This window comes from Syntrophothermus sp. (genome assembly GCF_013314835.1).
In the GTDB taxonomy this organism is placed as follows: domain Bacteria; phylum Bacillota; class Syntrophomonadia; order Syntrophomonadales; family Syntrophothermaceae; genus Syntrophothermus; species Syntrophothermus lipocalidus.
This window is the reverse complement of record NZ_JABUEX010000003.1, coordinates 1-26,868: the sequence shown is the minus strand read 5'-3', so window position 1 is coordinate 26,868 and position 26,868 is coordinate 1. Positions and strand designations below refer to the sequence as shown.

General features: G+C 49.7%; 27 protein-coding genes and 1 other annotated feature. Of the genes, 26 read left to right on the top strand and 1 reads right to left on the bottom strand.

Going from position 1 to position 26,868, the window contains the following annotated elements; translation table 11 throughout:
• Positions 1 to 5: 5 nt before the first annotated feature.
• The 16 genes from HPY90_RS02125 (at position 6) to disA (ending at position 16,886) form a co-directional block, all read left to right on the top strand.
• Positions 6 to 425 carry a F0F1 ATP synthase subunit epsilon gene (locus tag HPY90_RS02125; RefSeq protein WP_013176424.1) on the top strand — a complete coding sequence of 140 codons (420 nt, stop codon included), beginning with the start codon at positions 6 to 8 and terminating at the stop codon, positions 423 to 425.
• A 193-nt stretch (positions 426 to 618) separates the two neighbouring features.
• A complete protein-coding gene (locus HPY90_RS02120; RefSeq protein ID WP_013176423.1) occupies positions 619 to 822 on the top strand; it encodes a hypothetical protein in 204 nt (67 codons plus the stop codon).
• 227 nt (positions 823 to 1,049) lie between these two features.
• On the top strand, positions 1,050 to 1,781 hold the full coding sequence (locus HPY90_RS02115; protein WP_287190593.1) for a YwmB family TATA-box binding protein: 732 nt from the start codon (positions 1,050 to 1,052) through the stop codon (positions 1,779 to 1,781).
• Between the two features lie 25 nt (positions 1,782 to 1,806).
• The gene (gene murA, locus HPY90_RS02110) at positions 1,807 to 3,111 is read left to right on the top strand and encodes a UDP-N-acetylglucosamine 1-carboxyvinyltransferase (RefSeq protein WP_502707179.1); all 1,305 of its coding nucleotides are present in this window, start codon (positions 1,807 to 1,809) and stop codon (positions 3,109 to 3,111) included.
• 74 nt (positions 3,112 to 3,185) lie between these two features.
• On the top strand, positions 3,186 to 4,115 hold the full coding sequence (gene spoIID, locus HPY90_RS02105; protein ID WP_287190590.1) for a stage II sporulation protein D: 930 nt from the start codon (positions 3,186 to 3,188) through the stop codon (positions 4,113 to 4,115).
• A gap of 58 nt (positions 4,116 to 4,173) precedes the next feature.
• The gene (gene spoIIID / locus HPY90_RS02100) at positions 4,174 to 4,431 is read left to right on the top strand and encodes a sporulation transcriptional regulator SpoIIID (protein ID WP_013176419.1); all 258 of its coding nucleotides are present in this window, start codon (positions 4,174 to 4,176) and stop codon (positions 4,429 to 4,431) included.
• A 71-nt stretch (positions 4,432 to 4,502) separates the two neighbouring features.
• Positions 4,503 to 5,531 (top strand): rod shape-determining protein, encoded by a 1,029-nt coding sequence (locus HPY90_RS02095; RefSeq protein ID WP_013176418.1) that lies wholly within the window; start codon positions 4,503 to 4,505, stop codon positions 5,529 to 5,531.
• An 87-nt stretch (positions 5,532 to 5,618) separates the two neighbouring features.
• A complete protein-coding gene (flgF, locus tag HPY90_RS02090) occupies positions 5,619 to 6,389 on the top strand; it encodes a flagellar basal-body rod protein FlgF (protein WP_287190584.1) in 771 nt (256 codons plus the stop codon).
• Positions 6,390 to 6,556: 167 nt separating this feature from the next.
• On the top strand, positions 6,557 to 7,321 hold the full coding sequence (locus HPY90_RS02085; RefSeq protein ID WP_287190581.1) for a WecB/TagA/CpsF family glycosyltransferase: 765 nt from the start codon (positions 6,557 to 6,559) through the stop codon (positions 7,319 to 7,321).
• Positions 7,322 to 7,412: 91 nt separating this feature from the next.
• Positions 7,413 to 9,563: a cell division FtsA domain-containing protein gene (locus tag HPY90_RS02080; protein ID WP_287190578.1), complete on the top strand. Its 2,151-nt coding sequence runs from the start codon at positions 7,413 to 7,415 to the stop codon at positions 9,561 to 9,563.
• Between the two features lie 139 nt (positions 9,564 to 9,702).
• Entirely contained in the window at positions 9,703 to 10,140 is a 438-nt protein-coding gene (locus HPY90_RS02075) for a CtsR family transcriptional regulator (protein ID WP_013176414.1), read from the top strand.
• A gap of 21 nt (positions 10,141 to 10,161) precedes the next feature.
• Entirely contained in the window at positions 10,162 to 10,701 is a 540-nt protein-coding gene (locus tag HPY90_RS02070; protein ID WP_287190573.1) for a UvrB/UvrC motif-containing protein, read from the top strand.
• 6 nt (positions 10,702 to 10,707) lie between these two features.
• The gene (locus HPY90_RS02065; protein ID WP_013176412.1) at positions 10,708 to 11,778 is read left to right on the top strand and encodes a protein arginine kinase; all 1,071 of its coding nucleotides are present in this window, start codon (positions 10,708 to 10,710) and stop codon (positions 11,776 to 11,778) included.
• A 21-nt stretch (positions 11,779 to 11,799) separates the two neighbouring features.
• Positions 11,800 to 14,292 carry an ATP-dependent Clp protease ATP-binding subunit gene (locus tag HPY90_RS02060; RefSeq protein WP_013176411.1) on the top strand — a complete coding sequence of 831 codons (2,493 nt, stop codon included), beginning with the start codon at positions 11,800 to 11,802 and terminating at the stop codon, positions 14,290 to 14,292.
• A gap of 155 nt (positions 14,293 to 14,447) precedes the next feature.
• Positions 14,448 to 15,794 carry a DNA repair protein RadA gene (gene radA / locus HPY90_RS02055; protein ID WP_287190563.1) on the top strand — a complete coding sequence of 449 codons (1,347 nt, stop codon included), beginning with the start codon at positions 14,448 to 14,450 and terminating at the stop codon, positions 15,792 to 15,794.
• 15 nt (positions 15,795 to 15,809) lie between these two features.
• Positions 15,810 to 16,886, top strand: coding sequence for a DNA integrity scanning diadenylate cyclase DisA (gene disA, locus HPY90_RS02050; RefSeq protein ID WP_287190560.1), 1,077 nt, complete (start codon positions 15,810 to 15,812; stop codon positions 16,884 to 16,886).
• Between the two features lie 99 nt (positions 16,887 to 16,985).
• Here the strand turns inward: disA and HPY90_RS02045 are convergent, their stop codons facing one another.
• Complete coding sequence (locus tag HPY90_RS02045) at positions 16,986 to 17,384, bottom strand: nucleoside triphosphate pyrophosphohydrolase family protein (protein WP_273698613.1); 399 nt, start codon at positions 17,382 to 17,384, stop codon at positions 16,986 to 16,988.
• 231 nt (positions 17,385 to 17,615) lie between these two features.
• Between HPY90_RS02045 and HPY90_RS02040 the strand changes: the two genes are divergently transcribed.
• From HPY90_RS02040 to HPY90_RS01995, 10 genes are all read left to right on the top strand, one after another.
• Positions 17,616 to 18,728, top strand: coding sequence for a PIN/TRAM domain-containing protein (locus tag HPY90_RS02040; protein ID WP_287190556.1), 1,113 nt, complete (start codon positions 17,616 to 17,618; stop codon positions 18,726 to 18,728).
• Complete coding sequence (gene ispD, locus HPY90_RS02035) at positions 18,721 to 19,431, top strand: 2-C-methyl-D-erythritol 4-phosphate cytidylyltransferase (RefSeq protein ID WP_287190553.1); 711 nt, start codon at positions 18,721 to 18,723, stop codon at positions 19,429 to 19,431. Before HPY90_RS02040 ends, ispD begins: the two co-directional genes overlap by 8 nt.
• Entirely contained in the window at positions 19,428 to 19,907 is a 480-nt protein-coding gene (gene ispF / locus HPY90_RS02030) for a 2-C-methyl-D-erythritol 2,4-cyclodiphosphate synthase (RefSeq protein ID WP_287190550.1), read from the top strand. Before ispD ends, ispF begins: the two co-directional genes overlap by 4 nt.
• A gap of 79 nt (positions 19,908 to 19,986) precedes the next feature.
• Positions 19,987 to 21,441, top strand: coding sequence for a glutamate--tRNA ligase (gene gltX / locus HPY90_RS02025; RefSeq protein WP_287190548.1), 1,455 nt, complete (start codon positions 19,987 to 19,989; stop codon positions 21,439 to 21,441).
• Positions 21,442 to 21,520: 79 nt separating this feature from the next.
• Positions 21,521 to 21,757 (top strand) — a binding site (T-box leader).
• A 41-nt stretch (positions 21,758 to 21,798) separates the two neighbouring features.
• Entirely contained in the window at positions 21,799 to 22,518 is a 720-nt protein-coding gene (gene cysE, locus HPY90_RS02020; protein WP_287190546.1) for a serine O-acetyltransferase, read from the top strand.
• A complete protein-coding gene (gene cysS, locus HPY90_RS02015) occupies positions 22,466 to 24,082 on the top strand; it encodes a cysteine--tRNA ligase (protein WP_287190723.1) in 1,617 nt (538 codons plus the stop codon). The genes cysE and cysS overlap by 53 nt, the downstream gene beginning before the upstream one ends.
• Entirely contained in the window at positions 24,060 to 24,482 is a 423-nt protein-coding gene (locus HPY90_RS02010; protein WP_287190544.1) for a Mini-ribonuclease 3, read from the top strand. The genes cysS and HPY90_RS02010 overlap by 23 nt, the downstream gene beginning before the upstream one ends.
• Positions 24,483 to 24,591: 109 nt before the next feature.
• On the top strand, positions 24,592 to 25,392 hold the full coding sequence (gene thyX / locus HPY90_RS02005; RefSeq protein WP_287190542.1) for an FAD-dependent thymidylate synthase: 801 nt from the start codon (positions 24,592 to 24,594) through the stop codon (positions 25,390 to 25,392).
• Positions 25,376 to 26,128 carry a 23S rRNA (guanosine(2251)-2'-O)-methyltransferase RlmB gene (gene rlmB / locus HPY90_RS02000; protein WP_287190540.1) on the top strand — a complete coding sequence of 251 codons (753 nt, stop codon included), beginning with the start codon at positions 25,376 to 25,378 and terminating at the stop codon, positions 26,126 to 26,128. The genes thyX and rlmB overlap by 17 nt, the downstream gene beginning before the upstream one ends.
• Positions 26,125 to 26,640 carry an NYN domain-containing protein gene (locus HPY90_RS01995; RefSeq protein ID WP_287190538.1) on the top strand — a complete coding sequence of 172 codons (516 nt, stop codon included), beginning with the start codon at positions 26,125 to 26,127 and terminating at the stop codon, positions 26,638 to 26,640. Before rlmB ends, HPY90_RS01995 begins: the two co-directional genes overlap by 4 nt.
• The last annotated feature ends 228 nt before the right edge of the window (positions 26,641 to 26,868 follow it).

Here is a 26,868-nt window from a genome sequence, read left to right as displayed (position 1 = left end):
AGTAAATGGCGGAAAGCACCTTCATGTTAGAAGTGGTGACCCCCGAACGCATCGTGCTTAGCGATGAGGTGGAATTCATGGTGGTTCCCGCTGTCGAAGGTGAACTGGGTGTACTGAGAAACCACGCTCCGATGGTGGCCGGGTTGAAGATCGGGGTACTTAGGTACCGCGGAACCGATGGAATAACGCGGCACATGGCAGTCAGTGGAGGCTTCATGGAGGTCATCGACAACGAGGCGATTGTCCTGGCTGAAACCGCTGAAAGAGGGTCGGAAATCGACATTCTTCGGGCCAAGGCGGCCAAGGAAAGAGCCGAACGCAGGCTACAACAGCGGACCGAGGAAATCAACTTTGTACGTGCCCAGATGGCCTTACAGCGGGCGTTGGCCCGTATCAAGGCAGCGGAAGCTGACCAAAGGCTATAAGCCAGGTATGGTAAATGGTGACAATGGCCCGGACGAGGGATGTGTTCTCGAAGGGTCTCACAAAAAGAGGGAGCCGGAGGCCTGGACATCCGGCTCCCTTACTTTCAATACCGCTATTCCGGTACAAAGGTTCATTGTCACCAAGGGTAAACCGCCTAGTAGGGGCTGAGCCCCAAGCAGGAGGTCACTTACAGTGCAAAAACAGTTTGCATTTATCACGTTACTTTATCTACTCGCCAAGATTGCTCTATTCGTATTGATATGGATTGCCACTATTAGGATTCAGAAGAAGGCGATGGAGGCGAAAAAGAGAAGAGAAGCGCTGCGCCAGCGGCAGCAGGAATCGGCGAACACCGAAAAAGAGTATATTAAGCCAGAAGATCACCCGTTTCTCTAAAATGGCAAAGCAAGGGCATATAGCGATTAGGCGGCTGGAATACTGACTAGAGGGCGCCCTACTGTAATGCTGCAGACAAGGGTCTCGCGTCTATACGAACTGTTCTATCGGAAGGGACTTGCCGGCCCATGTGGCCGGCGAAGCTTTTTCATAGACGAAGAGCTGAATATCTAACAAAGAAAATGGCAATTATTGTTAATAACAGCTTTGGTCAGGAGGCCCCGAAGATGAAGAGGTTAGTGATAGCTGCGATTTGCGCCGGCCTTATCTTAGGACTGTGTGAAGCCCGGTACGTTGCCAACTTGAATCTGGCTGGAAACGAGAACTCGCTATATTGCCTAGCTTTTTCAAGAATAGGAGCAACTTTGCTCGAATCGCGGCTCGACGCGTGGGCCACAATAAAGAAAAAAAACAGCACACAAGAAATGAAAGAACGCCTGATGGACATTGGGCGGGCACTCGAGATTCCAATCGACCCGCAAACCGTGAGCACCAGCAGTACAGGGGATATAACAGTAGTCAGGACTAGTGTTACCAAAAACAACGGACGATATTATCTAACTGCACAGGCCAGCAAAGGTTATACTCTCTTACTGGTTTCGGTAACCTTTGCCGGCGGAAAGGACGCGACGAATAATATTACTGAGTGCCAAAAAAGGATCAAGAAGATACTCCCCGCTCAAACAGCTTCACAATACACGGGCGTCTTGGCGGGAGAGGTACCTTCTTCTAAAAGAGAGCCTTTGATTAACCGCATGTTCGAGGTATTTGAGGCCCAGATGATTGAGGTGTATAAGACTTCAAACGCGGTGAGTGCCACCGGATATACCCCATTTATCTCCAGTCACTTAGGATATGGCAAGAAGCAGTATAACCTTCAGGCCGCGGTACACTATAACCCGACTGAAAACAAAACTTACATATACCTGGGAACACCTTTGTTGTTGGGAGAGTACTGAGGCAAGCGGAAAAGGGTGATATCGGGTGGATAAAGCCTCCTATTCGATGACGGAAGTCGGAACTACTTCTTCGATCAGCCAAAACAAGATAATTATCCAAGGAGGCGAACCTCTTAAAGGTGAGGTGGTAATCAGCCCGTCTAAAAACGCGGTTCTCCCTATTTTGGCTGCCTGCCTCTTGCAGCACGAAGGACAGACGGTAATTCCGATTGCACCTAACTTGACGGATGTTCAGACCATGATATCTGTGATTGAACACCTTGGGCTGAGGGTCAAGAGCAAACCACCCAGCCTCCTCATTGAGAATGCCGGGATCCAAGGAAATGAACCACCCTACAAACTGGTTAGAAAGATGAGAGCATCGATTCTGGTGTTGGCCCCGCTTTTGGCCAGACAAGGACGTGCGATCATCGCTCTGCCCGGGGGATGCGCAATCGGGACCAGGCCTATTGACCTTCACCTCAAGGGATTGTCTGCCATGGGAGCTGACTTGCAGACCAGGGAAGGGAAGATAGAGGCCAAGTGCTCCGAATTAACAGGAGCTAAAATATACCTGGATTTTCCAAGTGTGGGCGCGACCGAGACATTGATGATGGCAGGTGTATTGGCAAGAGGGGTAACAATGATCGAGAACGCAGCCTTGGAGCCAGAAATCGTGAACCTAGCTCAGTTCCTGAATGCCATGGGAGGGAAGGTCCAGGGAGCAGGTACCAACGTTATAAGGGTTGAAGGCGTCCGTTACTTGCGGGGAACTGTACAGCCTATAATTCCCGACAGGATTGAAGCCGGTACCTACATGGTGGCAACTGCTATCACTGGCGGCGAAGCCGTACTAAGAAACATAGAACCTGACCACCTGCAATCCATTATTTTTAAGTTGAGAGAAACGGGGACTGAGGTGGAATGCGAATCTAGTAAACTGTACGTTAAAGCCCCGGAAACTCTGCGACCCATCCAGCTGAGAACCATGCCTTACCCCGGCTTCCCTACTGACATGCAGCCTCAGTTTACGGCCCTATTGACCAAGGCTCAGGGTACCAGCTTAATAGTTGAGACCATCTTTGAAAACAGGTTCCTACACGTAAACGAGTTGCTACGGATGGGGGCCCGGATACAAGTTGAGGGGCGAACCGCGGTCGTACAAGGACTGTCCAGGCTGTGGGGAGCACGGGTGAGGGCCACCGATTTGCGGGCCGGCGCGGCCTTGGTGATAGCGGCCCTAGCCGCCTGCGGTGAGACAGAGATCACCGGAAGCGACCACATAGACCGCGGATATGAGAATATGGTTGCCAAGCTTTCAGCTATGGGAGCCTCAGTTACTCGACGGTAAGATGCAGTGATGAAGAACCCCGGCCTCTCATATACTTAACTACGTGATTACAGAGGAAGACCGGGGATACCTTAATGAGCATATGGTGGGTCAAGAGAAAACGGCTATCCAAAGCAGCTTTAATCGCACTGATGATAATTATAGCGTGCACGGCAGTTTTTATCTTAAGGAAGAATTCCGAGATTCCTGGCTCCGGGCCAGAGATAAAAGTCTATTTCCATCGTTCAAAACAAGTCAAGGCCATTCCTCTTGAAAAATATGTTATCGGGGTAGTATTGGCCGAGATGCCAGCCTCGTTTGAAATCGAAGCCTTGAAAGCCCAAGCCGTTTGTGCCCGTTCCTATGCCTTAGCACAGGCATATAGCCCTTCAGACCACCCCGGACGAGCCCATGTTTGCGACGACCCGAATCACTGTCAGGCTTACGTTGACCCCGAAAAAGTCTCTAATGCTCGGCGGGTAATAAGGATAGAAAGAGCTGTCAAAGCTACTCGAGGCCAAGTGCTTACATACCGAGGCGAACTAGCAGTTCCCTATTATCATTCCTGTTGCGGGGGAAGAACTGCTTCCGCGTCCGAGATCTGGAACCGTTCCGTTCCTTACCTAACCAGCGTCACTTGCCCATGCCCTGACATATCTCCCCATCGCTTAAAACAATTTACTTTCGACGTAAAACAGATCGCCGATCAGCTTAAGATAAGAACTTCCAGTCGTTTGCTGAAAATCGAAGTAGCAGAACGTTCTGCGTCAGGCCGGGCTTCTAAGATAAGAATAGGCAGCTATCTGGTGACAGGGGCTGCTTTTCGAAGGGCACTAAATCTACCTTCTACATTTTTGACGATAACCCAACAAGGGTCAAAAGTCACGGTCCGGTGCCGCGGCTACGGCCATGGAGTAGGATTGTGCCAATACGGAGCCAACCGCCTGGCCCAAGAAGGATACTCTTACCAGTCCATACTTTTTCACTACTACCATGGAACTGAACTGTGCCGATTGGCTTACTAAATGTTCTTGCTGTTCCGGGAGGTGAATATATTTTTCAAAAAGGCTGGAAGGTGGCATAATGCAAAACTATATCAGGAAACGGGCGGTAAAAATCGGGCAGTATATCCTCCGAACCTCGGCGACGGTACGGCAGGCAGCAGAAGTGTTCGGCATAAGCAAGAGCACAGTCCATAAAGATGTTTCCGAAAGGCTACCCCGGATAAACAAGGAACTGGCCGAAGCAGTGAAGGCCATTCTAAATAAGAACAAGGCGGAACGTCATTTGCGGGGCGGTGAGGCTACCAGGCAAAAATACATGGCCCAGCACAGGGCTTAAAAAAGGATTTTTCCGATTCGCAGTAGAATCATTGACTAACCGTGGCAATTTTCGCCCAAAGGAGGATACACGTGTTCTTTTCAGAAGATATCGGCATCGACTTGGGAACTGCTAGTGTACTGGTGTTTGTGAAAGGAAAAGGAATAGTGCTTCACGAACCCTCAGTAGTAGCTATCGAGAAGCAGAGTAACAAGATAATAGCGGTTGGAGAAGAAGCACGTCGCATGCTGGGCCGAACTCCAGGGACCATCGTAGCTATCCGCCCACTAAAAGACGGGGTTATCGCGGATTACGACGTTACGGAAAAAATGCTGGCTCACTTTATTCGCAAAGTAGTGGGCAGGCGTCTGATTTTCAAACCGCGAGTAGTTGTCTGTATACCGACTGGCGCCACCGATGTTGAAGAGCGGGCGGTTCGGGAAGCAACCTTGTCAGCAGGCGCAAGACAAGCATATCTTATAGAGGAACCAGTCGCTGCGGCTCTGGGAGCAGGCATAAACATTTCTGAGGCCGCCGGGAACATGGTGGTCGACATCGGCGGGGGTACTACAGACATAGCTGTTCTTTCCCTAGGGGGTATCGTGTGTCACACTTCGCTGCGGGTAGGTGGAGACAAGTTTGACGAGGCCATCGTCAGGTACCTTCGCCGTGAGTACAACCTTTTAATCGGGGACCGTACTGCTGAAGAACTCAAGATAAGAATCGGTACCGCTTATCCGGACCCGACGAAGCCAGATGAAGGCCTGGAAGTCAAAGGACGTGACTTAATCACCGGGCTGCCCAAAACGGTTCGCGTAAGCGCGGTTGAAAGCTGGTACGCTATCCAGGAACCGGTCCAAGCCGTAGTCGATGCGGTGAAAGGTGTGTTGGAGATTACTCCCCCCGAGTTAGCGGCTGACATATTGAACCGAGGCATCGTCATGACAGGAGGCGGTGCACTGCTAAGAGGCCTCGACACCCTTCTTTCACAAGAAACCCGATTGCCGGTGCATGTGGCCGAAAACGCTATTTGTTGTGTGGCACTAGGTACCGGGAAGGTTCTCACCAGCCTCGACATATTGGTAAAAGCCAAAAAAGGCGGTCCCCGGAGGGTACTGTAAAGGTCAAACCGGCTAAAGAATGGGATTGGATTCCACGATAAATAATAAGAGATGGGGTTCTCCTAGAGGACGAAGGGAGATGAAACTTTGATTAGGGGGTTATATACAGCCTGCTCGGGAATGTTGTTGCAGCTGGCTAAGCAGGATGTCATAGCCAACAACCTCGCCAATGCCAGCACACCGGGGTTCAAAAAAGACTTGGCAGTTTGCACCGCTTTTCCTGATATGATGATTAACCGCTTGGGTGAAGTTAAAGTGGTAGCAGGCAAGGAAGAACCCATACCCCCAGTAGCCATTGGCAGGCTGGGAACAGGTGCGGCGATACAGACTATTTCCACCGACTTCTCGGCAGGCGCGGTGCAAAAAACGGACAACCCTTTGGACCTGGCTATAGCGGGAGACGGTTTTTTTGTGATTCAGACTCCTCAAGGGGAGAAGTATACTAGAAATGGTAGTTTCAGGATCGGCGATGACGGAATCCTGACCACCGCTCAAGGGTATCCAGTACTCGGTAGGTCAGGCCCAATCAACATCGGAGATCAAACCTTCACCATAGATGAGAAGGGGAACCTGCTGGTTGGGGATGAGGTCTTGGATACTCTTAGGGTTGTCAGGTTTGAAAATAATTCTGAGTTGGTTAAGACAGGCGACGACTTGTTCACGAATCAGTCAGGTACGCCTGTAGATGTAGAAGACGGACAGGTTATTCAGGGCTATTTGGAGTTGTCCAATGTAGTCGCAGTCAAAGAAATGGTAGAATTGATTAGCGTATTGCGAGCCTACGAGGCCAACCAAAAAATTGTCCAAGCCCACGATCAAACCTTGGATGCGGCCATCAACCGGGTAGGGGCTGTGTGACCGAGTGTGCGCTAATAATTCAAGCAACCACAGATGAACACTGATGCTCACAGATTGGCACGGATGATTATTGTTAATCAAAAAATCAGTGCCCATCTGTACTTATCAGTGTTAATCTGTGGTTGCCGTTTTTTAGACACGGGACACTGAGGGAGAGTACAAGTTCAATGCGAGCAAAGGAAATTGGGTTCGATCAAGCTTATATCCTAGGCTGCCGCCTGGATCTGGTAGATATGGAGCAGAGCTTGTCTATTATAAAACGATTCGTGGAGGAGAGGACCCCTCACCAGGTCGTCACCGCCAACGCGGAGATGGTGTATGCTGCCTCCCGGCAAAAACCGCTACGAGACATCATCAACCGGGCTCATCTGGTGACCTTGGACGGTGCCGGGGTAGTCTGGGCTGCTCGGTTTTTAGGACACAGAGCCAGGGAGAGGGTTACGGGTATAGACCTGACCCTAGCTTTGGCTGAGCTGGCCTCAAAACTACGTTGGAGATTGTACTTACTGGGTGCCAAGCCGGGAGTTGCTGAGGAAGCTACAGCTCGGATGGTGGCCAGGTTTCCCGGACTCGAGATTGTCGGGACCCACCACGGTTATTTCCAACAGCAGGAAACCGCAGAGGTTGTGAGGGAGATTAAAGAAGCGAAGCCTGACCTGTTACTGGTGGCTTTAGGTGCTCCCTATCAGGAATTTTGGATTAACCGTCATTTGGCTGAACTTGGTGTGCCGGTGGCATTGGGTATAGGGGGAAGTTTAGATGTGCTTTCAGGACAGGTCAAAAGGGCTCCCAAGCTGTTTATACGCTTGAACTTGGAGTGGCTTTACCGTCTTGTCACAGAACCTCGGCGGTGGCGTAGGCAGTTGGCCTTACCTCGGTTTGTTTTTGCGGTATGGCGGCAAAAACTGGGATTGTTTCGTCTGGAACCGTGAAAGGCCTGTTTCCTCTCCGAACCGAGAAGGGAAGGAGTCAAACCGGGCTTGACGAATAGAAAAAGAAAAAAGGGTCGAAAGGGGGGATAAGGTGTCCGAAAGCCAGCGAGTGTTTGCTCTGGACGTAGGTACCCGCACGGTGACAGGACTTGTGTTAGAAAAGAACGGATCAGATATCCGAATCTTAGGGGCTCGGACAATAGAACATGAAACCCGGGCTATGTATGATGGGCAGATACACGATGTCGAAGCCGTGGCAGCGGTTATTAACCGTATTAAGAAAGAACTGGAAGATGAACTGAAAATGCAACTGAATCAAGCGGCCGTAGCAGCGGCGGGACGAGCTCTGCGCACAGCCACCGGTGAAGTGGAAAGACAGAGAGATTATTTCCAGGAATTCACCAGGGAAGAAGTGCATGCTCTAGAGCTTGAAGCTGTACAAGAAGCGCAAATCAAGATAGCTTCGGCTGAAGGCGAGGAGGGCGAGGAAGGGTACTTTTGTGTTGGCTACAGTGTTATCAACTACTACTTGGAAGGACAGGTCATCGGCAGCCTGGTTGGGCAAGTAGGCAGCGAGGTGAGAGTAAAAGTAATAGCCACTTTTCTTCCCCGGGTGGTGGTTGACAGCCTATTATCCGCGTTACGCAAAGCCGGGCTTGAGATGTACAGCCTGACCCTAGAGCCGATTGCGGCTATGAGCGTGGCTATCCCACCAAGAATGAGGTTGCTGAACCTGGCTTTGGTGGACGTAGGGGCGGGTACGTCTGACATAGCTGTTGTAAAGAAGGGGACTATCACCGCTTACGGGATGGTTCCCATTGGCGGGGACGAGGTTACAGAGAGGATAGCAGAAGAGTATTTGCTCGATTTCAACACCGCCGAAAACGTAAAGTGCCGGCTGGGAGAAAATGAAAAAATCAAGTTTGAAGATGTATTAGGGAATTCGATTGAAGTGCAAACGTCAGAAGCGATAGAGGTAATTCGCATAGTGGTGCGGGAGTTGGCAGTAAGGGTGGCGCGGGAAATACTGGTTTTGAATCAGAAGGCGCCAGATGCGGTCATCTGTGTAGGGGGTGGGAGTCTAACTCCCCGGTTTTTGCAGGAACTAGCTGATTGCCTGGAACTGCCCGCTAACCGGGTGGGGATCAGAACGCGGGAAGCCGTCAAAGAGATCCAGGGAGAATTCCCTTCTTTACAAGGTCCACAAGGGGTTACTCCCTTGGGAATAGGGTTCAAAGCCTTGGAAGGAAAGCCGTTACCGTTTATGCGGGTGGTCGTTAACCAGAGACAGGTTCCGGTATGGGGTCTTAAAGAAACAACGGTAGCCACCGCTTTGTTAAGTGCAGGTATAAGTCTTCAGCAACTATACGGAAAACCCGGATTAGGGCTTACGGTCGACGTAAACGGTGTCGTTAAGGTGATAAAAGGAGGGCTGGGGACAAGCCCGGTAATAAAAGTAGACGGTAAGCAGGCTACCCTCGATACAGTTGTGCATGATGGAGCAGTGATTGACTACGTCAAAGGCCAAGACGGAAGCGACGCTCAGTGTACGGTGAGGGACATTGTTAAAGATGCCGGCGGTGAAGTCTACGTAAATGGCCAAAAGGTCAATATACTGCCGACAATTTCGATGAACGGTCAGGCAGCAGCCTTGGACGATCCGGTGCCGGATAGGGCGAAGATACAGTACAGCCTTCAAAACTCGGTCCGAGAAATATTGCAGAAGTCCGGTGTTGGGGAAGAGTACCTGGAAGAAAAAATCGTTACCCTTCGTTTAAACGATAAGCCTGTGAGCGTACGATGGCTGGCTTGTGAAGTTCAGGTCAACGGGCGACCGGTTGGCATGGATGAGTATGTGCTTTTTGGCAGCAAAGTCGAGTACAAGCTGAAAGCGCTCGCTCCGAGGGTGCGAGATGTTTTACCCGAACGACCGGTGAAATCGATGAAGCTTACCGTCAACGGAAAGAGCGTGGAGTTACCCTACAGCCGATGGTCGGTTCGCATGAATGGACGAGTTGTTTCCCTGGACGATTACCTTATAGACAGCGCAGATATTGAGGTTACGGAGAGCGACGGAGGTGCCATACTGAGTGATGTATTAGGACATATTGATCTGGGCCGCGTGGGCAAAGGGCAACTGGTGATGCGGGTTAACGGAGAAAAGGCCGGGTTTACTACTCCCATTTTCGACGGCAGCCAGATCGAGATATTCTGGGATGGAGAGATACTAAAAGCACACTAAAGGAAATAATAAGGCCAGGGTTACTGCCCCTCACAGACGGGCAGCGACTCTGGCTTGATTTTTTTTGACGTTGGTTGACAAACAGAAACAGGCGGTATAGAATAAAAGCGAAGGTCAAAGAAAGTCAAGGGAGGTTTATATGAAGAGCCTGGCAGACAAGATAGAGGAGTATATAAAAGTACTTATTGAAAGAAGTGAAAGCAAGACTCTGGAGTTGCAGAGGACTGAGTTGGCAGAGACTTTTAACTGCGTGCCTTCACAGATTACTTACGTACTGGCTACCCGGTTTACCCCTGAGGAAGGATTTGTAATAGAAAGCAGAAGGGGAGGGAAAGGGTATGTGAGGATTAGGCGAATCAAAGGTTCTGGTTTGGTGAAAAAAATTAGGTATTCACAGGCCGAGGCCTGTGACTGGGTTGACGCTTTGATCCAGCAAGGGTTGTTAAACGGGAGAGAGGCGCGTCTGATTGGGGCTTTAATAGATAACCAGGTTTTGGGGCAACTAGGAGAACAGGCTGATGTGATTCGGGCCAGGATGTTAGAAGCCATAATACAATGGCTGCGAAGCGAAAACTAGGGCCAAGAGAGGGCCAAGGGGGTGTGCGGTTTGTATTGTGAAGAATGCAAGATGAAACCCGCTACGGTTCACATAACTCAGATTCACGACGGGCAGAAAACCGAGATGCATCTATGCGAGGAGTGTGCTGCTCAGAAAGGTACCCATGTATTGAAGTTTGATAATTATTTCTCTTTGCCCAAGCTGCTGGGCAGCATATTCGGACAGGAAGTTCCTGTGATGGGAGAAATAGCTCCTACTCCCAGGATACGAGTCCAAAATTGTCCCAAGTGCGGCATGAGTTTTCAGCAAATCGGACAAATAGGTCGCTTGGGGTGCAGCGAATGCTACACGACTTTTGAACAAGAAATTGAACCGGTCTTGCGCCGGATTCACGGTAACACTAAGCACGCAGGGAAAGTTCCCCGGCGAGCTGGAGGGAAGTTCGAATTGAAGCAAATGATAGAGGATTTGAAGAAACAACTTCAGGCAGCCATAAAACGGGAACAATACGAAGAGGCCGCCGAATTGCGAGATAAGATAAAGGAATTGGAGAAAAAGACCGGAGAGGAGAGGGGGTAGAGTAGCGTGGGTATAACCGACATCCTTAATCGCACCTACGTGAGTTGGATGGATGCTGCTGGCCCCGAGTCGGATATAGTCATAAGCACAAGAGTAAGGCTGGCAAGGAACTTGAATCAATTACCTTTTCCGCATTTGACGGACGAGGCTACGGGAAAACAGTTGATGCAAAAAATCCGTGCAGCTCTACCTGAGAATGAGGAAGGTATTTTTCGGGGGCTGGAACTGGTGTCTTTGAGCCAGCTCTCTCCCCTGGACCGTACTATTTTGGTGGAAAAGCATCTGATTAGCCCTGAACATGCCGAAAGCAATTCGCCTTATCGCGGCGTAGCTGTCAACTATGACGGTTCCGTGGCCATAATGGTAAACGAAGAAGATCACTTGCGTATTCAGTGTCTGTTGTCTGGTCTGCAGGTAAACCAGGCATACAAGTATGCCCAGACGGTTGATGACAAGCTCGAGGAAAGTCTAGACTACGCTTTTGATTCGAGACGTGGATACCTGACTGCTTGCCCGACTAATGTTGGAACCGGCATGAGAACGTCAGTCATGCTTCATTTACCAGCAACCGCCATGACCAATCAGATCAACTCTCTGATTCAAAACGTAACCCAATTCGGGTTGACAGTAAGGGGCATGTACGGGGAGGGGACTGAGGCTACCGGCAGGTTTTACCAGGTATCAAACCAGGTTACGCTCGGGCAGACCGAGGAGGATATAATCAACAACCTTTGGACGGTGGTCATACAGATTGTTGAACAGGAGAGATACTTGAGAAATGGACTGCTTAAAGAAATGAAGTTCCAACTTGAAGACCGCATACTCAGGTCCTATGGTTTACTGACTAATGCCAGGATGATAACTTCGAACGAAGCTCTGGGTTTACTGTCAGACGTGCGCATGGGGATGGATCTGGGTATTATAACATGGGTCAATCGCCAGGTTTTGAACGAGCTGATAGTCGCGATTAAGCCTGCTCACCTGCAAAAGGCGGCAGGGAAAGAGATGGATCCAGTAGAGCGAGACCTGAAAAGAGCTGAAATAATTAAGGAAAAGCTGACTGGGAAAAAACAATAAAAACCAAAGGGGGGTTTTTAAATGTTGAGAAGATTTACGCAAAGAGCACAGCGAGCTATAATACACGCTCAAGAAGAAGCCAGGAATCTTGGGCATCCGGCTGTTGGGACTGAACACATTTTGTTGGGGTTGATTCGAGAGGGCGAAGGTGTTGGGGCCAAAGCTATTCTGGCTCTCGGCGTTGACCTAGAGACAGTGAGGAACGAGTTGAAAAAGGTGTTGGGAGACGTGGGCGAGAGGAAAGAGTCCGCAACCAGCACAGACCTTCCGATCACGCCCAGGGCCAAAAAAGTGCTTAACCTAGCCTTTGAAGAGGCGAGGTTACAAGGGGTCAACTATGTGGGGACCGAACACCTTTTACTAGCCCTGCTGCGCGAGGAGCAGTCCGTAGCAGCCCAGGTGTTGAACTCCTTGGGCATACGGCCTGATGCGGTGCGTGAGCAAGTTATGCTGCTTTTAGGAGCAGAAGGGTTTCAAGCCAATTATCAAGAACCCGGCACGGGCGAAATGAAGAACCAATCTCAAGGGCCTGGGGTTGCTGGTCGTCGGGGCAGAGGCAGGGGTAAGACTCCGGTTTTGGATACTTTTAGCCGGGATCTGACCCAACTGGCCCGGGAACACAAACTCGATCCGGTCATCGGTCGAGAAAAAGAGATAGACAGGGTGACTCAGGTTTTGTCCAGACGCACCAAGAATAACCCGGTCTTGATAGGAGACCCTGGGGTAGGGAAAACAGCGATCGTCGAAGGGCTGGCCCAAAGAATAGTTGAAAACAAAGTGCCGGAGGTTCTTTCCGACAAGCGGGTGGTGGTGTTGGACCTATCTACCATGGTTGCTGGCACCAAATACCGGGGAGAATTCGAAGACAGGTTGACCAAAGTCGTTAATGAAATAAGGAATGCAGGGGATATCATCGTATTCATAGACGAGTTGCACACCATAGTCGGGGCTGGAGCGGCCGAAGGAGCCATTGATGCAGCTAACATTTTAAAGCCGGCTTTGGCTAGAGGAGAATTTCAATGCATTGGGGCCACCACCATAGACGAATACAGAAAACACGTAGAAAAGGACGCTGCTTTAGAGAGACGTTTCCAGCCGATCATGGTGGATGAGCCTACTGTCGAAGAGACAATCGAGATATTGAGAGGATTACGGGATCGCTACGAAGCTCACCACGGAGTCAAGATAACCGACGAAGCTATTGAGGCCGCGGCTAGGTTATCAGCCCGTTATATAACGGATCGTTTCTTGCCGGACAAAGCCATCGACCTCATCGACGAGGCTGCTTCCAAAGTTAGGCTTAGAAACTACGTTTTGCCGGACGAGCTAAAAGAAATGGAGGCCCGTCTTGAAGAGATAGAGAAGGAAAAAGAAGAAGCGATCATGGCTCAGGAGTATGAGAAAGCTGCAGGATTAAGAGACGAAGAGCAGAGAGTCAAAGAAGAAATCGAAAAACAAAGGAAAGAATGGATGAGCCGCCGTGATCGGGATAGCGGTGTCGTGACCCCTGATGAGATTGCACACGTAGTCTCCAGTTGGACTGGAATTCCAGTGGTTCAGATGGCAGAGGAAGAAAGCGAACGTTTGGTCAAGCTGGAAGAGATTTTGCACCAGCGGGTGATAGGCCAAGATGAAGCGGTAAAAGCCGTAGCTCAGGCAGTCAGAAGAGCCAGGGCTGGACTTAAGGACCCCAAACGGCCGATAGGTTCTTTTATCTTCTTGGGGCCGACTGGAGTAGGTAAGACCGAACTGGCCCGGGCTTTGGCGGAAGCGCTTTTTGGGAGTGAAGAAGCCCTCATCCGGCTTGATATGTCCGAGTACATGGAGAAGCACGCTGTAGCCAGGATGATCGGTTCGCCGCCGGGTTACGTGGGATACGACGAGGGCGGGCAGCTCACAGAAAAGGTCAGGAGAAAGCCTTATTCAGTCATTCTCCTAGACGAGATTGAAAAAGCTCACCCCGACGTCTACAATATTCTTTTGCAGGTATTGGAAGATGGTCGTTTGACTGATGGCAAGGGTAGGACTGTGGATTTCCGCAACACTGTGGTTATCATGACTTCCAATGTAGGGGCGGATACTATTCGCAAGGCGCGGAACTTGGGGTTTGGCAGGCAGGACGCTGATGAACAGGATCATGAAAAGATGAAAGAAAAGATTATGGAGAAATTAAAGGCAACTTTCCGGCCTGAATTCCTGAACCGCATAGATGAAGTTATCGTTTTCCACAGCTTGAATGACACCGAACTAGGCCAGATATTCGAGTTGCTCATTCGGGATCTGCGCAAACGCTTAGAAGACCAGGGATTCAGGCTGCAGGTTACGGATGATGCCAAAAAGTTTATCATCAAGCAAGGCCATGATCCGGTCTTTGGTGCTCGGCCGTTGAAGAGGGCTATTCAAAAGAACGTAGAAAACCTGCTTTCGGAAGAGATTCTTAAAAGAACGGTAGAACCAGGGGACACGATTCTCATCGATGTTGAAAACGATGAAATAAAAGTAAGAAAAGCTTAGCCTACGCAAGTGAAGGGCCGGGGTCTCTGAGAAACCCCGGCCTTTTACCTTAAGGCACAAAGCCGCCCACTCCTTGTGAAAAAGAAATTAGAAAACATTAGATTACCTTCTTTTATCATACTATAATTTTTACAGGACTTCTCAAAGGTGAGAAAATGGGAAAAAATAAAGTAAAATACGTTTGTTATGAATGTGGACACGTTGCGGCCAAATGGCTAGGAAGATGTCCCGGATGTGGGGCCTGGAACACCCTGTCCGAAGAGATTATAACCAGCGTAACCCAGCGTTCCAAACCTAACCAACGGGCAACGCCTCTTTCGTCTATCACCGGAGAAGAATCTAGTCGGTTTAGTTCTGGTTTGCAAGAGTTGGATCGGGTTTTGGGTGGAGGCATAGTTCCTGGTTCGTTGGTTCTGATCGGCGGAGACCCTGGAATAGGGAAATCTACCCTTCTCTTGCAAGCAGCAGGACATATTGCCGCGCGAGGTGGGCGGGTTCTGTATCTTTCTGGGGAAGAATCCGGCTATCAAATTCGGATGCGGGCTTTGCGTTTAGGTATCGACAGCGAGTCCATTTACCTTTTGAATGAGCAGAACCTGGATTTGCTGCCCGAGTACTTGGAGGAAACGAAGCCGACCGTAGTAATTGTAGATTCTATTCAGACTGTATTTACGGGGGAAGTGCCTTCTATTCCGGGATCGGTCGGTCAGTTGCGAGAGTGTGCGGCCCGCATACTGAACCTGGCCAAAACTTCGGGGGTAGCTTTTTTCCTGGTAGGTCATGTTACCAAAGAAGGTTTGTTGGCTGGTCCAAAGATACTAGAACATCTGGTCGACACGGTGGTTTATTTCGAAGGCGGCAAAGAACAAGTATTTAGAATCTTGCGGGCAGTGAAGAACCGGTTTGGCTCCACCGATGAGGTAGGGCTGTTGGAGATGTCGGGAGGCGGAATAATAGAGGTTCCTGATGCGTCTAGGGTTTTTCTTGATGGTCGTGATGACAGCTTAAGTGGTTCCACGGTGGTTGCGGCTTTTGAAGGTACAAGGCCGTTGTTGGTGGAAGTGCAGGCCCTGGTAGCTCCGTCCGGTCATAGTTATCCTCGCCGGATGGTGTCTGGGTTTGATCAGAACCGGCTGGCTCTAATTGTGGCTGTGTTGGAAAAGAGGTGTGGCTTGGCTTTATCTTCCTATGACGTATACGTTAAAGTGACGGGAGGGGTTTTCCTCCGTGACCCGTCTGCTGACCTGGGAATGGCAGCCGCCATAGCTTCAAGTTTTGCCGAGGTTCCCGTTCCTAAAGATATGGTGTTCATTGGGGAGGTTGGACTTTCTGGTCAGATTCGAACTGTTCCGGCATTGGAGTCTCGGCTAAGAGAGGCGGCGAAGCTCGGCTTTACTACTGCTGTGGTTCCGTCCAACGGCCTGAGAGGAAACAGCGGTTTGGATAGCATCAAAGTAGTTTGCATACATAGTGTCAAAGAGGTGCTGGAGGTTATGCGGTGAGTGGGGGTATGGGCGGTGAGGCCTGAGAGCGTAATTGGAACTGGGTTACAGAAGGCACTACAGATGGTTGCTCCGGGGACTGCTCTCAGAGTGGGCCTGGAAAACGTGGTTAAGGCCAAGACAGGAGCGTTGATCGTTGTTGGAGATACTCCCGAGATAATGAACCTGGTTAACGGCGGGTTTAGGCTCGACTGCGAGTATTCACCTGCCAACCTGTACGAGCTGGCTAAAATGGATGGGGCTATTATTATGAACGCGGATGCTACGCGCATCCTGGTGGCTAACGCCCAGTTGGTTCCAGATATTAGTATTACTTCCATAGAAACGGGTATCCGCCATCGGACGGCCGAACGCGTGGCTAAGCAGACGGGAGAGCTTGTTATTGCCATATCCCAGCGGCGAGGGATGATAACCTTATACAAAGGTAGTTTTATATACGTGCTACGGGATATAGGGACTATTCTGGCAAAAGCGAATCAGGCTTTGCAGACCTTGGAGAAATACCGTAACGTTTTGGAGAAGGATCTTATCCGGCTGGGCGGGACTGAATTCGAGGATATGGCCACGGTCAACGACATCTGTCGGGTTCTGCGCAGATGCATTATGGTACTTAAAGTTGGCCAGGAGATTGAGAACTATATCATCGAATTGGGAATAGAAGGACGGCTGGTCAAGATGCAGCTAGACGAGCTACTGACCAGTGTCGAGGAAGAAGCTATTTCAATAGTCAAGGACTACTCTCGGGGGCAGGATCGGGGGGCTTCTGAGATTCTGGGTGCGTTATTGCGGTCTTTTGAGGAAGACGTGTCCGATTATTTGGCCATAGCGAAAGCCTTGGGATTTGGGAGTGCGGCCAGCGTCTTAGAGCAACACGTATCACCCCGCGGCTACCGAATTCTGCAAAAACTACCTAGAATACCGTCTCAGGTCATCGATAACCTGGTAGCTACGTTTGGAAGTTTTTCGAACATCATTCGTGCTTCTATAGAGGAGCTGGATGACGTGGAAGGCATAGGCGAAGTCAGGGCTCGTTCAATCCGTAACGGTCTCAAGCGGATGCAAGAGCAGCTTATTTTGGAATACATGGTATAGAACCTGGTACCAAGGGCAAAGGGTCATAATGGTAAAAAAGGAAGCCGGACTGAAAGTCCGGCTTCCTTTTCGGTTACCTGTGGCAGATCGCGTTCGTTATCAAGTTAGGTTAAAAACTCCTAGGGCTGTAGCTTTCTTATATTCGGCAATAAATATGTCGTAAAGATTGAGTCCTAGCAAATTACAGAGGGCGGCGGTATAAAAGAGGGATTTGCCCAATTCACTGATAACGATATCTTCACATTCAGGGCAAAGGGTTCCACGGAGGTGGCTATCCAAGAATTTTTTCAGGTCTTCCAGGGAGTTGACGTGGTCAGGAAACTGAACTTTCTTAGCATCTATTGAAAGACACCCGCAATCGGTAACTGATTTACAAATAGCCCGATTAATCCGCGCAGAGGATTCGGAAAGTTTAGATAGGACATCGAGGATGCTATGATGACGGATGAGCAATTCACCTACTACGTTCTGAAACTCATCACACAAAAGATCTTTCACAATCAGGACACCCTCCTTTTGCCGATTTCATGCGGTTTTTTTAATTATAGCCCTGAGCCGGAAGCATTGTCAATTGACGGAATTTAACATGATTTGGCGTCCAAGAAACCCGAGGTGCAGAAAGATGCCAAAGAGTTACGGAAAAATTTTCCTAAAGAGAAGTAGGATAATTACCGTAGATGTATAATATTTGAAATATATTACAAGAATACATAAAGGAGGTGAACAATAATGTTGCGCTTCTTTAAGATGATCAGGATTTTGCCTGTAATAGCGCTATTGGCTGGGGTTTGGTTCTTTCAGGTAACCGGGGTATGGCTTGAGCACCTTGGCATTCGAATTGGCAGCGGGGCCTTATTTTCTATCATGGTCTATGTCGGACTTGTCGAGACGTCTTCCCTTTGCAAGAGGACATGGAATAACATAAACCATTTTCTAGAGAACACGGATCCAGAGGTTTTGCTCGGGAGCATCGCGGGGCTTTTGTTTGGGCTCTTGGCGGGTTTTCTCATCGGTTTCCCATTCTCGTCGGTCAGCGGCGTGGGGTTGTATGTTATCCTGTGGGCTTTCCTGGTCTGCGGCTACCTGGGTTTTAAGATCGGTAAAAAGCGCGGAGCTGAGATGATCGCGGTATTTTCCAGGGGGCGTAGCGGGCTAACTCAGGCTCACATTTCTGAAGGCAGGAAAAGTGACATCAAGGTTCTGGACACGAGCGCCATCATAGACGGACGCATCTATGACGTTTGTTTAGCCAATTTTATGGATGGACGTTTGGTGGTGCCTTCTTTTGTCTTGCAGGAGTTACGTCACATTGCCGATTCTTCAGATTACATTAGGAGGAATAAGGGCAGACGCGGATTAGAAATCTTGGCTAAGATGCAGAAAAGCCCTAAAATAAATATTGAAATAGTGGAAGGAGATCACATTGATGAAAAAGAAGTTGATAACAAGCTAATCCGCCTCTGCAAGGAACTGAACGCGAGCATCGTTACCAATGATTATAACCTCAACAAAGTAGCAGAATTGCAAGGCATTCGAGTTCTCAATGTCAACGAACTGACCAATGCGGTCAAGGTTATCGTGTTCCCGGGAGAGACTATCAAGGTTCATGTAATCAAAGCCGGAAAAGAAGACGGGCAGGGAGTAGGGTATTTAGAGGACGGGACCATGGTGGTAGTGGAAAACGGTGCGGATGACATTGGGAATGAGGTCGAAGTCATGGTGACTAGTGTTTTCCAGACCTCAGCCGGTCGGATGATATTTAGCAAGAAAACCAAAGAGAATCTGGGAGTAAAGACAGCGCACCAGGTGCAGAGGCTACAAGAGGTGAACTTTTTTGGATGAGGTCGTCGGCGTGGTTATTGCGGCCGCCGGCAAAGGCCAAAGAATGAAAACCGATATTAACAAGCAGTTTTTACTTTTGGCAGGCCAGCCGGTTCTAAAGTATTCGGTCGAGACTTTCTCAGCCTTAAAAGAAGTGAGTCAGGTGGTGGTCGTAGCTCATCCCCAAGAGGTTGAGCATTGTCGAAGGCTCCTGGGAAACGAGCGGGTTCAAGTGGTCGCGGGGGGGAAGGAAAGACAGGATTCGGTTTATCTTGGGCTTCGAACCCTGGCCCAAGACACGAAACTGGTGGCCGTGCACGATGGTGCTCGGCCTCTTTTGTCATCGGCGTTGGTTTTGTCTTTGCTTCACAAGGCAACCGAGTGGGGAGCGGTGATACCAGCGGTGCCAGTCAAAGACACGCTCAAGGAAGTTACCGATGACGGTGTAATTGTGAGTACCCTTGATCGTACCAAAATATGGCAGGCGCAGACTCCTCAGGTGTTTCCTTATCGAAGCCTGGTATATGCCTACGAGCAAGCACTGGCCGAGGGTTTCTATGCAACAGATGACGCGTCTTTATACGAACGGTACTGCGGGCGGGTAAGGGTAATAACTGGGGACTACCGCAACATCAAAATAACTACACCCGACGACCTGTTGATAGCCGAAGCCCTCATCAGGGCAAGCCGGAGCGATAGTTTAAAGGAGAGAAACAGACAGTGATGAGAATCGGTATAGGTTATGATGCCCACCGCTTGGTTGAGGGTCGACCTCTGGTACTGGGAGGGATCAACATTCCGTTTGAGCAAGGGCTGTTGGGTCATTCCGATGCCGACGTTCTGACCCATGCGGTATGTGATGCCTTGTTGGGGGCCGCGGGGCTAGGTGACTTAGGGAAACACTTTCCGGATTCCGATGAGAGATACCGCAACATTCGGAGCCTTTTTTTGCTCGAGCAAATAGGGGAAATGGTGAGAAAAGCTGGCTACGCCGTAGTGAATATAGACGCGGTCATAGTAGCCCAAAGACCCCGTTTAGCTCCGTTTGTTGGCCGAATGGTCGCCAACTTGGCAGAGGTTTTGGAGATCGACCCCGTTCGGGTGAACGTCAAAGCTACCACCACGGAGGGGATGGGATTTGAGGGACGGGGTGAGGGTATGTCGGCCTATGCTGTGGTTTTGCTCAAAAATTTGGAGTAACTTACCATACCCGGACTTCCCGTTGCTAGGCAATACTAGTAATGCTATAATTGGCGGAGAAAACGAGGAGGGTGCAGGGATGAAAGTGAGAGTAAGATTCGCTCCCAGCCCTACAGGACCGCTTCACATCGGAGGGGCTAGATCAGCCCTGTTTAATTTTCTTTTTGCCAAAAGATACGGGGGAGAATTCATCGTAAGGATTGAGGATACTGACTTGGAACGTTCCTCGCGGGACTATGAAGCGGAGATAATCGAGTCCTTGGAATGGTTGGGAATCACTTGGGATGAAGGGATAAAGGTAGGGGGACCGAACGGGCCTTATCGCCAAACTGAACGGCTGGACATCTACCAAAGATGGGTAGATATCCTGGTGTCCACTGGCTGGGCTTATCCTTGCTTTTGTACGGAGGAGGAGCTGGAGGAAGAAAGGGAGCAGCTGATGAAGCAGGGGGAAACCCCTAGGTATCTTGGACGCTGCCGTAACCTCGACGAAGCAGAGCGGCAGGCCAAGCTGGCCCAGGGATTGCGGCCCACTATCAGGTTCAGGGTTCCTGAACACCGGGTGTTCGTGGTTGAGGATTTGGTCCGGGGGCGGGTAGCGTTCGAAAGTGAAAACATGGGAGATTTCATAATAGTCAAGTCTGACGGGTTGCCAACCTACAACTTCGCCGTCGTTATCGACGATCATCTGATGGGGATAACCCACGTCATACGGGCTGAAGAGCATCTTTCCAATACGCCACGCCAGCTCATGATCTACGAAGCATTAGGGCTTGAACCGCCGAAGTTTGCTCATATATCGTTGATACTGGGGGCCGATCGCCAGAAGATGAGCAAAAGGCATGGGGCAACTTCGGTAATTCAATACAGACAGCAAGGATACCTGCCGGAGGCTCTGGTTAATTTCTTAGCTCTTCTTGGCTGGGCGCCTGAAGGCGAAGAAGAGATAATGTCCCTGGCGGATATAGCCAATAGTTTTTCTCTGGAACGAGTGGCGAAGAATCCCGCAGTCTTTGACGTAGATAAGCTGAACTGGATAAATCAGCAGTACATCAAACGGAAATCGACTGAAGAACTCAAAGAACTACTATGGCCTTTTATAGAAAGGGCGGGATACCGGGATGAGGTAAAGTCCTTAGGTGATGAGAAATATACCTTGCTGGTTGAAACCATGCGCGATTATTTGGTGTGCTTGTCGGATATCACGGACAAGCTTGACCTTGTCTTTAAGGATGCCGAACCTGACCATGAAGCCGAAAAGGTTCTCCTACAAGAAGGTGTGGTTCAGGTTTTGCGGCTTTGCTCTGAGCGCATCCTGGATCAGGAGGCGAGTCCCCAAGAAATGGACAAGTTTCTGAAAAGCTTGGTCAAGGATGCTGGCGTATCAGCCAAGAAGGTGTATATGCCTTTGCGGGCGGCGCTCACGGGGAAAGTCAAAGGGCCGGAACTGCCTTATTTGATGGCCTTGTGGGGAACGAATGAGGTAAGAAGGCGTTTGGAGCGAGCTGTAAAGAGAACGGAAACCGAAAGCTGACGGACCGGAAACCGGTTGACAGTAGCTGAAACCTCACCCTATAATTAACTCACATAATTGTAATAACAACGACATGACCGCAAATGCTGGGAACGGGAAGAGTAGGTCCTTGTGCCTGCCTATAAGAGAGGAAAGGTCAGCGGCTGAGAGCCTTTCCAGGTTAGGATGGACTGAAGTGCGCCCGGGAGCAGGTGGGCTGAATCGAAAGCAAAAGGACTCACGAAGTAAGTCCACCCGGTTAGGCACCGTTAGAGCTATCGAGGAGGGACACGAATGTGTCCAAACAGAGTGGAACCGCGGGCTTGCCGTCTCTGTACGGCAGGCTTTTTTATTTAGGTTCTGAGGGGGTTGGTAAATATGGGTTGGTTCAGTACTTTGAAGAGAGACATTGAGGTGGTGTTCGAGAGGGATCCGGCTGCTCGAAGCGTGCTGGAGGTTGTACTATGTTACCCTGGGTTTCATGCCATTGTCTTCCACCGCATAGCGCATTATTTTTATTGTCACCGGTTTTTCTTGATAGCAAGGTTGATTTCTCACATCAGCCGGTTCCTTACGGGCATCGAAATCCACCCGGGGGCTCGTATTGGTAGAGGATTTTTTATCGATCATGGCAGCGGAGTCGTTATAGGTGAAACGACGGAGATAGGGGATAACGTCACGATTTACCAGGGAGTAACCCTGGGAGGCACTGGAAAACAGAAAGGAAAGCGTCATCCCACGATAGGAAACAACGTGGTCATAAGTGCGGGAGCCAAGGTTTTAGGTTCGTTTACTGTGGGCGACAATTCGAAAATCGGAGCAGGGTCGGTTGTTTTAAAGAGCGTTCCTCCGAATTCTACAGTCGTGGGGGTCCCGGGGCGATTGGTTATCAGGGACGGGGCTAAGGTAGAGGATGGTCGGGTTGAAGTGGACCTAGAACACCACTTATTGCCTGACCCCATAGCCGATACCTTGGCGGCTTTGCAGGAGAAGATACAGGAATTAGAGACCAAGATTGAGATGTTCGAAAGGAAGGATAGACGTGATACAGGTTTACAACACCTTAAGCAGAAGAAAGGAAAGACTAAATACGCTTGAACCGAACAAGGTCAAGATGTACGTGTGCGGGCCTACCACTTACAACTACATTCACCTGGGGAATGCTCGGCCGTTAGTTGTTTTTGACATTATAAGAAGGTATTTACAATATAAAGGATACGAGGTTACGTATGTCCAGAACTTCACCGATGTCGATGACAAGATAATCCAGCGGAGTCAAGAAGAAGGGAAATCGGCAGCCGAAGTGGCCGGAAAATACATCGACGAATACTTTCGAGATGCAGATGCTCTTGGAGTAAAAAGAGCTGACTACCATCCCCGGGTAAGCGACCATATCCCCGATATTATAAGAGTTATCGAAACCCTGGTTGAGAAAGGTTACGCTTACAGAATAGGTGGAGATGTGTATTACCGGGTAAGAGCGTTTGAACGTTACGGGCAGCTTTCGGGGCGTTCGTTGGAGGAAATGTTGGCTGGGGCTAGGGTGGAAGTGGACGAACGCAAAGAGAATCCTATGGATTTTGCTCTGTGGAAGGAGGCGAAGCCGGGTGAACCGGCTTGGGAAAGCCCTTGGGGATTGGGGCGACCAGGTTGGCACATCGAATGCTCGGTTATGGCCATGAAGTACCTGGGGGAAACCTTGGATATTCACGGCGGAGGAGCGGACTTGGTTTTCCCTCACCATGAAAACGAGATTGCACAAAGCGAGGCGTACAGCGGACGGCCATTTGTGCGCTACTGGCTGCACAACGGATTTATAACCGTGAACAAAGAGAAGATGTCGAAGTCTCTCGGAAACTTCTTTATTTTGAGAGAAATACTTAGCCAGTACCCAGCCGAAGTGGTAAGGTTTTACTTGGGGTCCACCCACTACCGGAGTCCGCTCGACTTCGACAATACGAAACTGGAAGAAGCTGGCCGGGCCTTAGCTAGGCTTAACAACACGCTCCGTCGGCTGAACGAAGTGGTGAAAAATCAAGAAGTGGAAGCGAATGATGGGACTAGAGATACAGACGAGGGTTTTGTATCTCGCCTGCGTGAGTTGAAAGAGAAGTTTGAAGTAGCCATGGACGATGATTTTAACACGGCTCAGGCGATAGGGTATCTTTTTGATATGGCCCGTGAGATCAACGCTTACCTTGATTTCTGGGAAGGAGAAGGAAGCTCAAAGGCGCCGGCTGCGATTAAGGAAGCTTATCGAGTATTCACGTTGTTGGGAGGGAATATCTTAGGTTTTTTGAGCGAAGACTTCGAGCATAAAGGGCATGGAATATCGGATAAAGTCATTGAGATATTGTTTGAGATGAAGGAAGAGGCGCTGGAGTCAGGGAGTTTAGAGAGGGTCGAACGCATTCTAAGTTGTTTGCAATCGGCGGGAATAGAGATTGAAGACACGTTTAGCGGCAGTACCTGGAGAGCAAACCGACCGGTGAATGTGTCTGATTTGATAGAGCCTTTGCTCAGCTGGCGGTCGGAGGCCAGAAGGAACAAGGACTTCACCACCGCCGATGTTATCCGAGACAACCTCAAGAAAATAGGAGTCGTCGTTGAAGACACAAAAGAAGGAGCAAGATGGAGAATTGAAGCTACTGGAAAGATTTGAAGGCGAACGGGTTAATCAAATGTCACCGGTTCTTTTGGCTTATATCGGTGATGCGGTGTATGAGCTTTATGTGAGGACCCAGATGTTAGCGAAAGGCAATCGACCGGTAGGCGAGGTTCATAGGGATGCGGTTAGCCTGGTAAGGGCTTCTACTCAGGCCAGGCTGTTGAAGGAGATCAGTCCTCAGTTGAGTGAAGAGGAAAAGGCCATTATAAGGCGAGCCAGGAACAACAAAAAACTTACACCCCCTCGCAATGTCGACATTTCTGACTACCGGTTGAGTACGGGGTTAGAAGCCCTTTTTGGTTATCTCTACTTGAAAGGGGAAGAAGAAAAGCTTAACAAGTACATGAGCCTGGTATTGTCCGAGTTTGAAAAATTGGAGGTACCGGCGATCTAGGCCGGTTTACAGAGAAAATTTTCTTATATTAGGACCACGGCGGTTGTAGAAGTTGTAGAATAAGAAGCAACTAATATGATCTGTGTAAGGGACAGGAGGCCTTAATTAGATGGAAACCAGGCTCAAGGTCAGGCTGCTTCAGCACACTTATGAACCGGAGAAGCTTGTAGCTGTGGCTGCCAAGCTGTGCTACTCCCCATCGGGGATAGACGGGATAATGGAAGGATTAGACAGCAAGACAACGAGCGATTTTTTAAACATGCTGACGGAATTGGGGCATGAAAGTCCTATTGAACATGCTACCTTTACTTTTGGGATTGAGGGTGTAAGCCGGAGTCTTTTGGCCCAAATAACACGGCATCGCATAGCCAGCTACAGCGTCAAATCACAGCGGTGGGTAAGAGAGGACCAGTTTGATTACGTAATTCCGCCCGAAATAGAGGCGATTCCTGCAGCCAAAGAGATTTTCCAGAAAGCGATGGAGGAGGACCAGGCCCGCTACAATGCTCTGGCCGAAATCCTTTTCCAGCGGCATTTTAAAAGGTTGCTTGAAGAAGGAAAAGACGAAAGGGAGGCAAAGCGGCAGGCGGAGAAACAGGCGATCGAGGATGCCCGCTATGTTTTGCCCAATGCTTGCGAAACCAAGCTTATAGTCACGATGAACGCCAGGAGCTTGTTCAATTTCTTCCGCCAGCGTTGCTGTAACCGAGCCCAGTGGGAGATAAGAAGACTGGCAGAAGAGATGTTGAGACTGGTGAGACAGGTAGCCCCTACCCTTTTTGCCAAAGCCGGACCCGGGTGCTACATGTTGGGGAAATGCCCCGAAGGGAAGATGAGCTGCGGCAAGAGCAAGGAAATTCAAGAGAAATATAGGAATTTAACAGGGGTGCCAATTGAACGAGCAGATTGAAGGGATAAACTGGGTCAGCGAGGCTTTGAAGGCCGGTCGTCAGATTCATAGGATTTACGTGGATGATTCCAGGAAGGATCGCAGGGTGGAGTCAATACTGGCCCATGCTCACAAACGGGGGATTCCGGTCGAAAGCGTCGGCAAGAATCAATTGAGGAGCATGTCGGCTTCAGGTTCACCGCAGGGAGTCGTTGCCCTTGCCTCTCCTTATCATTACTGGCCTATCGAAGACATCTTGGAATTTACCCAAAGTCGGGGGGAACACCCATTTCTTATACTGCTGGATGGGGTGGAGGATCCGCAAAACCTGGGAGCAGTTATACGTGTCGCGGAGTGTGCAGGGGTTCACGGCATAGTGCTGCCTCTCCACCATTCGGTGAAGGTTACGCCGGCAGTAGGAAGGGCTTCGGCTGGTGCAGTAGAACACATGAAGATAGCGTTGGTTACTAATCTGGTTCGGGCTATAGAGGAACTAAAACAAGGTGGCTTGTGGATAGTAGGAGCAGACGCAATGGCGAACCACACGTATTTTGAGGTTTCATTGGCAGCACCTTTGGCGCTGGTTTTTGGCGGCGAGGGCAGGGGCATCAGGCGGTTGGTGAGAGAACACTGCGACATCCTTGTAAGCATCCCTATGTTTGGCCAGCTTAATTCTCTTAATGTTTCAACAGCTTGTGCTCTGGTTACCTTCGAAGTGTTACGTCAGAGGTACCAGGATGGCGGAGTAAAGGGATGAGAAAAACAGTACTTCTTGTAGACGGGTACAACATCATCAATTCTTGGCCGGAACTGTCGAGGCTGAAAAGCGACAATTTGCAGAGGGCTCGGGACAAGTTGGTGGAATTGATGATCAACTATGCCGGTTTCACAGGACGTCACGTTGTGATCGTGTTTGATGCCCATCAGGTGAAAGGGGCTGTCGGAGACAGGGAGGTGTTTAACGGGGTTGAAGTCCTGTTTTCGCGAGAAGGCGAAACAGCTGACGAAGTTATAGAGAAAATGGTCGGAGAATACACGACTGAACAGGAACAGGACGTCTATGTGGCGACCTCAGATTGGACCGAACAGAGGATAGTTTTCGGGAAAGGAGCTTACAGGGTTTCCGCCAGGGAACTGTATCACGAGGTGGAAGAAACCTTGCTCAAACTCAAGGAATGGGAAAAACCGGAATCCATATCCGACAGGCTTTTAGTAAACCGGTTGAGCGAGAAAGTCAGGAAGCTGCTAGATATCAGGCGCAAGCGATGACCAGAGCGGGCGTGGTAGCTCGACGGGTGGGGAGGCGATGATGTTAATTTAGGGCGTGTGTACAGCAAAGTGACCTACCGGTTCGGCAGGCAGGACGTACCATAGCTTGACTTAAGAAATTTAATGGCTATATAATTAAATTGCTTGTATATGTCCGGGTTTCTCGAGCTTTATAAAACTGAATAGATACCAAAGTCTGGGGGCGGTTAGATGAGCTTACTTGCCTAC

What these genes read in the sequence shown, in the direction of transcription:
- radA (WP_287190563.1), top strand. Translation starts at nt 14,448, where the DNA reads ATGGGAAAAAATAAAGTAAAATACGTTTGTTATGAATGTGGACACGTT.
- HPY90_RS02075 (WP_013176414.1), top strand. Translation starts at nt 9,703, where the DNA reads ATGAAGAGCCTGGCAGACAAGATAGAGGAGTATATAAAAGTACTTATT.
- cysE (WP_287190546.1), top strand. Translation starts at nt 21,799, where the DNA reads ATGGGTTGGTTCAGTACTTTGAAGAGAGACATTGAGGTGGTGTTCGAG.
- thyX (WP_287190542.1), top strand. Translation starts at nt 24,592, where the DNA reads ATGGAAACCAGGCTCAAGGTCAGGCTGCTTCAGCACACTTATGAACCG.
- HPY90_RS02085 (WP_287190581.1), top strand. Translation starts at nt 6,557, where the DNA reads ATGCGAGCAAAGGAAATTGGGTTCGATCAAGCTTATATCCTAGGCTGC.
- HPY90_RS02125 (WP_013176424.1), top strand. Translation starts at nt 6, where the DNA reads ATGGCGGAAAGCACCTTCATGTTAGAAGTGGTGACCCCCGAACGCATC.
- HPY90_RS02040 (WP_287190556.1), top strand. Translation starts at nt 17,616, where the DNA reads ATGTTGCGCTTCTTTAAGATGATCAGGATTTTGCCTGTAATAGCGCTA.
- HPY90_RS01995 (WP_287190538.1), top strand. Translation starts at nt 26,125, where the DNA reads ATGAGAAAAACAGTACTTCTTGTAGACGGGTACAACATCATCAATTCT.
- HPY90_RS02115 (WP_287190593.1), top strand. Translation starts at nt 1,050, where the DNA reads ATGAAGAGGTTAGTGATAGCTGCGATTTGCGCCGGCCTTATCTTAGGA.
- spoIIID (WP_013176419.1), top strand. Translation starts at nt 4,174, where the DNA reads ATGCAAAACTATATCAGGAAACGGGCGGTAAAAATCGGGCAGTATATC.
- HPY90_RS02060 (WP_013176411.1), top strand. Translation starts at nt 11,800, where the DNA reads ATGTTGAGAAGATTTACGCAAAGAGCACAGCGAGCTATAATACACGCT.
- spoIID (WP_287190590.1), top strand. Translation starts at nt 3,186, where the DNA reads ATGAGCATATGGTGGGTCAAGAGAAAACGGCTATCCAAAGCAGCTTTA.
- gltX (WP_287190548.1), top strand. Translation starts at nt 19,987, where the DNA reads ATGAAAGTGAGAGTAAGATTCGCTCCCAGCCCTACAGGACCGCTTCAC.